This is a genomic window from Nocardioides sp. CCNWLW239 (assembly GCF_037137035.1).
Classification (GTDB): domain Bacteria; phylum Actinomycetota; class Actinomycetes; order Propionibacteriales; family Nocardioidaceae; genus Nocardioides.
Genome location: NZ_JBBBNW010000011.1, coordinates 74,360 through 83,471, shown reverse-complemented (window position 1 = coordinate 83,471; position 9,112 = coordinate 74,360). Strand labels below are relative to the sequence as shown.

Genomic DNA, 9,112 nt, shown 5'->3' with positions numbered 1-9,112 from the left:
CCTTGACTCCGGGACCCGGCGAGAACACCATCCACAACGGGTCGGCGGCCCAGCCCCAGCGACACGACCAACACCGAACTACCAAGGCCTAACGACTGACCTCGACGATCACATCAAGCACCCGCCGCACCACCGGACTGACAGACCCCCGAGCCCAGATAGCGTGCAGCTCGACCGGCCGCTCCGGGTCCTTGTCGAGACGAGTGTCGCCGCCACCATGCTCGATGGGGCGGAAGATGACGCCTTCGACGTGCAGGGAACTGGCGGAGACCGGGGCGAAGCCGACGCCACGGCCGGCGGAGACCAGGAGCATGGCGGTGAGGACCTGGTGGACCCGCTGCTCGATGCGGGGGTGGGCGTTGGCCAGGAAGCGTACGGAGAGCTCGTGGAAGTAGCGGGACTGCTGCGGGTGGTAGCCGATGACGGGCTCGCCCTCGAAGTCCTGCGGGGTCAGCGGACGATCCAGCTCGGCCAGCCGGTGACCCTGGGGCAGCACGGCCATCAGCGGCTCCCGGGAGATGACCCGCGAGGAGAGCAGCTCGGTGTCGAACGGCGGGCGCGCGAGGCCGATGTCGATCTCGCCGTGGCGGATGCCGTCGACCTGGGCGAGGGTGACCCGTTCGGAGAGGCGTACCTCGACGTCCGGGACCTCGACGGTGAGGCGGCGCAGGAGCGGCCCCAGGATCGAGATGGCCGAGACAGCGGTGAAGCCGAGACGGACTACACCAGCAGCGCCCGCGTCGACCCGTCGGGCCAGGTCACCAGCGCTCTCCACCAGATTGAGCATCCGGTAGGCCTCGTCCAGGAACGCCGCTCCGGCACCCGTCAGAGCGACCCGGCGGTTGTCCCGCTCGAGCAGCTGCGCACCGACCGACTTCTCCAGCTTCTGGATCTGACGCGACAGCGGCGGCTGCGTCATCCGCAGCCGCTCGGCCGCTCGGCCGAAGTGGAGCTCCTCGGCGACCGCGACGAACGAACGCACCTGGTCGAGCGTGATCATCGTGCCAGCGTAGACCACGATGCACCAAGTGGAACACTCTATGCCGAATCGGGCTTGGACCGGTATCGCCAAGCCTCATAGTGTCGGTGGTCACACGCCGTCGGGCCACCCCCATTCTGATGAATCGGCCCGACAACCAGGATCTAGGAGCAACGATGCGTACGACCACCCACCTTCTCGCCGCAACCGCGGGTGTCGCGGCTCTGGCCCTCTCCGCCTGCGGGGTCTCGAACACGACCGGAGGCGGTGGCGACGGTGAGGAGTACCCCTCCGGCAACGTCGAGATGTACGTCGGTGCCTCGGCCGGTGGTTCCAGCGACCTGATCAGCCGCGCGGTCTCCAAGGGTCTCTCCGACGAGCTCGGCGCCTCGTTCCCGGTGATCAACCAGGAGGGCGCCAACGGCGCGCTCGCCGCCAACAAGGTCGCCAAGGCGAAGGCCGACGGCCAGACCATCGCCATCCAGAACGCCTCGCTGTTCGCCATCACGCCGCTGGCCGTCAGCCCGGATGAGGCGACCAGCCTCGACGACTTCGATGTCGTCCAGGGCGTCTCCCGCGACGACTACGTCATGGTCGCCGGCCCCAAGAGCGGCTTCAAGACGCTCGACGACATCAAGGCCGCCAAGGCGAAGGTGACCTACGGCACCACCGGCGTCGGCACCGGCTCCCAGCTCTCCTGCGGCCTGACCTTCGGCTCCAGCGGCGTCCAGGCCGAGGCCGTGCCGTTCGACGGCGGCGCACCGGCCCTGACCGCAGTGCTCGGCAACCAGGTCGACACCGCCTGCATCCAGGTCGGCGAGGCGATCGAGAACATCGAGTCCGGCAAGCTGACCCCGCTCAGCGTCTTCGGCCCCGAGCGGGTGGAGTATCTTCCCGACGTCCCGACCGCCAAGGAGCAGGGCCTCGACGTCGAGGTCGCGCAGTACCGCTTCATGACCGTCCCGAAGGGCACCCCGGACAACGTCAAGGACACCATCGCCGAGGCGATGCAGGCGACGTTCAAGACCGAGGACTACCAGGCCTTCAACAAGCAGAACAGCCTCACCCCGATGGAGATCTCCGGCGACGAGGTGGTGGCCCAGCTCGAGGAGGACAAGAAGCGGTTCGCCGACATGGTCGAGCAGTACGGACTGAACCTCGGCGCAAGCTGACCTGCGGCCCCCACACGACGAAGGCATGACGATGAGCGACGAACGTACCCCCTCCCCTGACCAGGACATCCTGGCCGAGATCCAGGCCGAGGTGGCCCATGAGCTGGAGGAGGAACGTCCTCCTGCGGGCGGACCTGCCTATCAGGTCGCGGGTGCGCTCGTCGCGCTCGTCGTCGGCATCGGCGGCGCGGTGCTCTCCTACGGCTACGGCCTGGGTACGCTGCGCCAGCCCGGCGCCGGCATGTGGCCGTTCATCGTCAGCATCGCCATCACCGCGATGGCCGCGGCGCTGCTCGTCGTGGGCCGCGGGCTGACCGACAGCGAGAAGTTCACCCGCTCCAGCGTGCTGCCCGCTGTCGGCCTGGTCACCTTCATCGGGCTCGCCGTGCTGATGCCCGTGATCGGCTTCGAGATCCCGTCGCTGCTGCTGTGCGTCGTCTGGCTGAGGTTCCTCGGCGGCGAGTCGTGGCGCAGCACGATCATCACCTCGGTCGTCACGGTCGCCGCCTTCTACTTCCTGTTCCTCTACGGGCTGCGCATCCCGCTGCCCCACCTGTTCTGAGCGGAGCCTCCAGTGGACGTCAACGCATTCCTCGACGGCTTCTCGCTCGTCACCGAACCGCAGAACCTGCTCTACTGCCTGATCGGCGTGCTCATCGGCATGCTGATCGGCGTGCTCCCCGGCCTCGGGCCGGCGGCCACGATCGCCATCCTGCTGCCGATCACCTACAGCATCGACCCGGTCTCCGCGATCATCATGCTGGCCGGCATCTACTACGGCGCCCAGTACGGCGGCACGATCACCTCGGTCCTGCTCCGGCTGCCGGGCGAGGCCTCCTCGGTCGTCACGGTCTTCGACGGCTTCGCCCTCGCCAAGCAGGGCAAGGCCGGGACGGCCCTCGGCATCGCCGCGATCGGCTCCTTCGTCGGCGCGACCGTCTCGATCCTCGGCCTGACCCTGGTGGCCCCGCTGATCGCCGGATGGGCGCTCAGCTTCGGCGACCCGGAATACGCCGCACTGGCCCTGCTGGGCGTCCTCCTGGTCGCCACCATCGGCAACGGCAACAAGCTCAAGGCCATGATCGCCGCCGCGCTCGGTCTGCTGCTGGCCACCGTCGGCCGCGACAGCTTCACCGGTGCCGAGCGCTTCACCTTCGGCAGCCTGCAGCTCACCGAGGGCATCGACTTCGTGGTCGTCGCGATGGGTCTCTTCGGGGTCGGCGAGATCCTCTACAACCTCGAGGAGCGGCACGGGAAGCCGCACGTGCCGGCCGCCGTCGCCAACATCTGGCCCTCCCGCAAGGATCTCAAGCAGTCCTCCGGCGCCATCGGCCGCGGCTCGCTGATCGGCTTCGTCCTGGGCGTGCTGCCCGGCGGTGGCGCGGTGATGTCCTCCCTGGCTGCGTACGCCACGGAGAAGCGGATCTCGAAGCACCCCGAGCGCTTCGGGCGCGGCGCCATCGAGGGCGTCGCAGCCCCCGAGACCGCCAACAACGCCGCCGCGACCTCGTCGTTCATCCCGCTGCTGACCCTCGGCATCCCGGCCAACGCCTCGATGGCGATGCTCTTCGGTGCCCTGCTGATCCTCGGCATCTCCCCCGGGCCGCAGCTGGTCGAGGAGCGTCCCGACCTGTTCTGGGGCGTCATCAACTCGATGTACATCGGGAACTTGATCCTGCTCGTCCTGAGCATCCCGCTGGTCGGCATCTTCGTCCGGATCCTGCGGGTGCGCCCGGCGATCCTGGCGCCGGTCACGGCCCTGATCACGATCCTGGGCGTCTACACGATCAACAACTCGACCTTCGACATCTTCGTGATGATCGTCTTCGGCGTGATCGGCTACCTGATGAAGAAGGTCGGCTTCGAGCCCGGCCCGCTGGTGCTCGCCTTCGTCCTGGGATCGATCGTGGAGGACGGCTTCCGCCGCTCGATGCTGATCTTCGACGGCGACCCGACCGGGTTCTTCACCCGCCCGATCTCCGGCACCATCCTGGCCGCCTTCGTGCTGGTGGCGCTCTGGCCGGCCGCGAAGGCGATCCTCGCCCGGCGCCGGGCCGCCACCGCGGCGGCCCCCGCCGACCGCGACCACGCCGACACCCCGACCCGCTGAGAGAGGCACCCCATGACCATCCTGATCGGCTACGTACCCACCCCGGTCGGTGAGGCGGCCCTCGAGGCCGGCCTGGCCGAGGCGGCGGCCCGCGGCGACGACGTCGTCATCGTCAACAGCCCGCGCCGCGGCGCCACCGTCGACGCCGACCTGGTCGACGAGACCACCGCCGCCGAGCTGGTCGCCCGCGCCACCGCCGCGGGCGTGACCGCCCGTGTCGACCACACCACGCACGGCTCCGACATCGTGGAGACCTTCGAGGCACTGGTCGCCTCGACCGGCGCCCGGCTGATCGTGATCGGCCTGCGCCGCCGCTCGCCGGTCGGCAAGGCGCTGCTGGGCAGCGACGCCCAGCGCATCCTGCTCGATGCCGGCGTGCCGGTCCTCGCGGTCAAGCCCACCGCATGAGCCGGATGAGCCGGATATCGAAGGTCGTCGTCACGCCGGTGGCGTTCGCCGACCCGCCGCTGCTCAACGTCGTCGGCGTCCACCAGCCCTGGGCGCTGCGAGCGATCGTCGAGCTCCACACCGACACCGGCCTGGTCGGTCTCGGCGAGACGTACGCCGACGAGACCCACCTCGCCCGCCTCGACGCCGTAGCGGCTGTCCTGCCCGGACAGGACCCCTACGACATCCACGCCCTGCGCCGGCTCGTCATCGACGTGCTCGGCAAGGAGACCGGCGGGGCCGGCGCCTCTTTCGGCGGCATGCTCGATGTCTCCTCCGCGGTCGACACCGTCTACTCCCCTTTCGAGGTCGCCTGCCTGGATCTGGTCGGCCGCGAGGCCGGGCGACCGGTCAGCGACCTGCTCGGCGGTGCCGTGCGCGACCGGGTGCCGTTCAGCGGTTATCTGTTCTACAAGTGGGCCGGCCATCCGGGCTCTACCGACAACGGGCCCGACGACGACTGGGGCGAAGCGCTCGACCCCGACCAGATCGTCGCCCAGGCGAGACGGATGGTCGACGGCTGGGGCTTCGGCTCGCTCAAGCTCAAGGGCGGGGTCTTCCATCCCGACGAGGAGTGCGCCGCGATCGAGGCGCTGCGCGCCGCCTTCCCCGACCTGCCACTGCGGCTGGACCCCAACGGCGCATGGACGCCGGAGACGTCGGTGAAGGTCGCCGAGCGGCTCGCCGGGATCGTGGAGTATCTCGAGGACCCCACCCCCGGCATCGAGGGGATGGCCGAGGTCGCAGCGCGCACCGACGTACCGCTGGCGACCAACATGTGCGTGATCGCCTTCGAGCACCTCAAGCCCGCGATCGCGGCCGACTCGGTCCAGATCGTGCTCTCCGACCACCATCTGTGGGGCGGGCTACGGCGCTCGGCGCTGCTGGGCGGGATCACCGACACCTTCGGGATGGGGCTGTCGATGCACAGCAACTCCCACCTCGGCGTCTCCCTGGCCGCGATGGTCCATCTGGCCGCCGCGACTCCCAACCTGACCTACGCCTGCGACACCCACTATCCATGGAAGACGCAGGACATCGTACGCTCCGGGGTGCTCGACTTCGATGACGGCACGATCGCGGTGCCGACGGGTCCGGGGTTGGGTGTCGAGCTCGACCGGGACCTGCTGGGCGAGCTGCACGAGCAGTACCTCGGCTGCGGGGTACGCCGCCGTGAGGACACCGTCTACATGCGGACGATCGACCCGGGATTCACGCCGAACACCTCGCGCTGGTGACCCATCGTCACGATACCTTCACGGTATCGTCTAATGCGATATTCGGCTTGGACATGAATCGCCAATCCTGACAGTCTCCTGTGACCAGGGCCACACGTGGGCCCAGTCACAGAACGACGAGCCAGGAGCAGCCACCGGTGACACAGAACGATGCAGGCGCGACCGAGGCGATACCGCCGGTTCCGGTCGTCGGCTACGCCTATCCCTGGGACGTAGTCGGCGATCCCACCTTCGCAGCTCGCGCCCGAGACCTCGGCGTCTCCCGGGTCGCCCTCGCAGCTGCCTACCACACCACCCGCGCCGCGACCCCGCTCCACCCGGAGCACCGGATCGTCGAGGCCCGCAGCGCGGCGCTCTACCGCCCGGTGCGCGCCGAGGCCTGGGACGGCGCCCGGTTGGTGCCGCCGCCGGCCAGCTGGGTCGACGCCGAGGACCCCTACGGCGAGGCCGCCGCCCTCCTCACCGAGGCGGGCCTCGAGGTCGCCGCGTGGATCGTGCTGACCCACTCCACGCTCCTCGGTGAAGCCCACCCCGACCTCGCGGTGGTCAACTGCTGGGACGAGCCGTACCCCTACGCGCTGTGCGCCCGCCACGAGGACGTCCGTCGCTACGCGGAGACCCTCGCCGCCGAGGCCGTCCGCGACACCCCGACCACCGCGGTCATCCTGGAGGCCTGCGGCCAGCTCGGCTTCGGCCACGGCGGCCACCACGAGAAGACCGACGGCGCCTATGACGCCGCTGCTCAGCAGCTGCTCTCGATCTGCTGCTGCGCCGGGTGCCGCGAGGACTGGGCCGCCCGTGCCCTCGACGCCGAGGCCACGGTCGCGGCTCTGCGCACCGCCACCGGCGTCGATCCCGGCGCGAGCATCGACGACAAGACCCTGGCCACGCTCCTGGACTCCCGCCACGCGGCGGCCGACGAGCTCCGCCACCGGGTGATCGCGGCCGTCCGAGAGGCTGCGCCCGAGGTCACCGAGATCGCCCTGCACGCCCAGCCCGACCCCTGGGCCACCGGCGCCAGCCCCGGGCTCACCCCGACCACGGCCGACGATGTCGACCTGGTCGTCTCCTTCTGCTGGCCGACCACCGAGGCGTCGGTGGAGACCGGCCGCCGGCTCGTCGAGGCGGTCGCAGGCAAGGCGCTCGCCGCGGCGTACGTCACTGTTCTCCCGCCCACCACCGAAGACGCCTTCGGTGGCCACGTGCGGGCCCTGGTCGACGCCGGGATCGACCAGATCCACCTCTACCACCTCGGTCTGGCGGGCGCAGACAGGCAGCACCTGCTCGCCGCCGCCACCGAGGTCCCCCACCACCGCCACGACGAGGACTGACGGTATGACGACACACAACGAGAACGGGACCTTCCACCGTGCCTGGCGCGCGGTCGACCTCGTCTTCGAGATCTTCTGCATCCTGTGCCTGGTGGCCACGCTGCTGATCGTGCTCTGGCAGGTCTTCAGCCGCGAGCTGCTGAGCAACTCCCCCAGCTGGAGCGAGGAGAGCGCCCGCATCCTCCTGGTCTGGATCGGCTTCCTCGGTGCCACGATCGGCTTCCGCGAGGGCGCCCACATCGCGGTCACCTTCCTGGTGGACAAGTTCCCCGCGACGCTGCAGTCGGTCATCGACCGCGTCGTCCAGGCCCTGCTGCTCGCCTTCGGCCTCTTCCTGATCGTCCAGGGCAGCCAGTTCGTCGCCGACGCCATGGCCGCGACGCTGCCCGGCACCGGCCTGCCCCGCAGCGTCCTCTACGTCATGATGCCGGTCGCCGGCGCCATGCTCATCCTCTACACCGTCCTCCAGGCCTTCGGCATCAGCACCCAGCGGTACGCCGAGTCCGACGAGATCGACTGAGCCGGGAGTTCCCCCATGCCTATCGACCCCCTTGCCATCACCATCCTGCTGGGCAGCTTCGTCGTCCTGATCCTGCTCCGCGTGCCGGTGGCCCTCGCCCTTGCCCTGGCTGCCATCTTCGAGGCCCTCTACATCGGCCTTCCGCTGACCATCGTCGGCCAGCGGATGGTCGCCGGTCTCGACACCTTCGCCCTGCTCGCGATCCCGTTCTTCATCCTCGGCGGCGAGATCATGGGCGCGGGCGGCATCTCCCGGCGCCTGATCGCCCTGGCCGGCCTGCTCGTCGGCTGGGTACGCGGCGGCCTGGGGATGGTCAACATCGGCGCCTCGACCTTCTTCGGCGCGCTGTCCGGCTCCTCGGTCGCGGACGTCTCCGCGATCGGCTCGGTGACCATCCCGATGATGAAGAAGCGCGGCTACGACACCGACTACGCCGTCGCGGTCACCGTCTCCGGCGCGACCCAGGCGGTCATGATCCCGCCGAGCCACAACCTGATCATCTACTCGATGGCCGCCGGCGGCGTCTCGATCGGCGCGCTGTTCACCGCCGGCATCGTCCCGGGCATCCTGCTCGGCGCGTCGCTGATGACCCTGGCCTACATCCTGGCGGTCAAGCGCGGCTACCCGAAGGAGGAGCTGGTCCCGCTCAAGGACGTCCCGAAGATCATCAGTGACGGGCTGCTCAGCCTGCTGATGCCGGTGATCATCCTCGGCGGTATCCTCAGCGGCCTCTTCACCGCGACCGAGTCGGCGGCGATCGCCTGCCTGTACGCCTTCATCCTGACGTTCTTCGTCTACCGCGACATCCCGCTCAAGGCGATGGTGCCGATCCTGCAGAGCAGCCTGCGCACCCTCGGCGTGGTGCTGTTCATCATCGCGGCCGCAGGCGCGTTCGGCTACTTCCTGGCCTTCCTGCAGGTGCCGGCGCTGGCCACCGACGCGCTGCTCGGCATCTCCGACAACGTCGTCGTGGTGCTGCTGCTGATCAACCTGCTGCTGCTCGCGCTCGGCGCGATCATGGACATGGCACCACTGATCGTGATCATGACGCCGATCCTGCTGCCGGTCGCCACCGGGCTCGGCATGGACCCGGTCCAGTTCGGGATCATGCTGGTCCTCAACCTGGCCATCGGCCTGATCACCCCGCCGGTCGGCAACGTGCTCTTCGTCGGCTGTGCCATCGGGCGTACGACCATCGAGCAGGTCATCAAGACCGTCGGACTCTTCCTGATCCCGATGCTCATCGTCCTGATGCTGATCACCTACGTCCCGTTCTTCTCTCTCGCCCTCCCCGATGCGCTCGGTCAGTGAGCTC

General features: G+C 69.3%; 9 protein-coding genes. 8 read left to right on the top strand and 1 reads right to left on the bottom strand.

Annotated elements, in window-relative coordinates:
- Window positions 1-88 precede the first annotated feature (88 nt).
- Entirely contained in the window at window positions 89-1,000 is a 912-nt protein-coding gene (locus WBG06_RS25965) for a LysR family transcriptional regulator (RefSeq protein ID WP_336740634.1), read from the bottom strand.
- A 155-nt stretch (window positions 1,001-1,155) separates the two neighbouring features.
- Between WBG06_RS25965 and WBG06_RS25960 the strand changes: the two genes are divergently transcribed.
- The 8 genes from WBG06_RS25960 to WBG06_RS25925 all read left to right on the top strand — a co-directional run bounded on the left by WBG06_RS25960 (window position 1,156) and on the right by WBG06_RS25925 (window position 9,108).
- Entirely contained in the window at window positions 1,156-2,151 is a 996-nt protein-coding gene (locus WBG06_RS25960) for a tripartite tricarboxylate transporter substrate binding protein (protein ID WP_336740632.1), read from the top strand.
- Between the two features lie 31 nt (window positions 2,152-2,182).
- Window positions 2,183-2,713 (top strand): tripartite tricarboxylate transporter TctB family protein, encoded by a 531-nt coding sequence (locus WBG06_RS25955; protein WP_336740630.1) that lies wholly within the window; start codon window positions 2,183-2,185, stop codon window positions 2,711-2,713.
- 12 nt (window positions 2,714-2,725) lie between these two features.
- The gene (locus WBG06_RS25950) at window positions 2,726-4,261 is read left to right on the top strand and encodes a tripartite tricarboxylate transporter permease (protein WP_336740628.1); all 1,536 of its coding nucleotides are present in this window, start codon (window positions 2,726-2,728) and stop codon (window positions 4,259-4,261) included.
- Between the two features lie 12 nt (window positions 4,262-4,273).
- Window positions 4,274-4,669 carry a universal stress protein gene (locus tag WBG06_RS25945; RefSeq protein ID WP_336740627.1) on the top strand — a complete coding sequence of 132 codons (396 nt, stop codon included), beginning with the start codon at window positions 4,274-4,276 and terminating at the stop codon, window positions 4,667-4,669.
- A gap of 5 nt (window positions 4,670-4,674) precedes the next feature.
- Window positions 4,675-5,946: a glucarate dehydratase family protein gene (locus WBG06_RS25940; RefSeq protein WP_336740626.1), complete on the top strand. Its 1,272-nt coding sequence runs from the start codon at window positions 4,675-4,677 to the stop codon at window positions 5,944-5,946.
- Window positions 5,947-6,083: 137 nt separating this feature from the next.
- Entirely contained in the window at window positions 6,084-7,277 is a 1,194-nt protein-coding gene (locus WBG06_RS25935; RefSeq protein WP_336740625.1) for a hypothetical protein, read from the top strand.
- Window positions 7,278-7,281: 4 nt separating this feature from the next.
- On the top strand, window positions 7,282-7,797 hold the full coding sequence (locus WBG06_RS25930) for a TRAP transporter small permease (RefSeq protein ID WP_336740624.1): 516 nt from the start codon (window positions 7,282-7,284) through the stop codon (window positions 7,795-7,797).
- Between the two features lie 15 nt (window positions 7,798-7,812).
- Window positions 7,813-9,108: a TRAP transporter large permease gene (locus WBG06_RS25925; RefSeq protein ID WP_336740623.1), complete on the top strand. Its 1,296-nt coding sequence runs from the start codon at window positions 7,813-7,815 to the stop codon at window positions 9,106-9,108.
- Window positions 9,109-9,112: the final 4 nt, after the last annotated feature.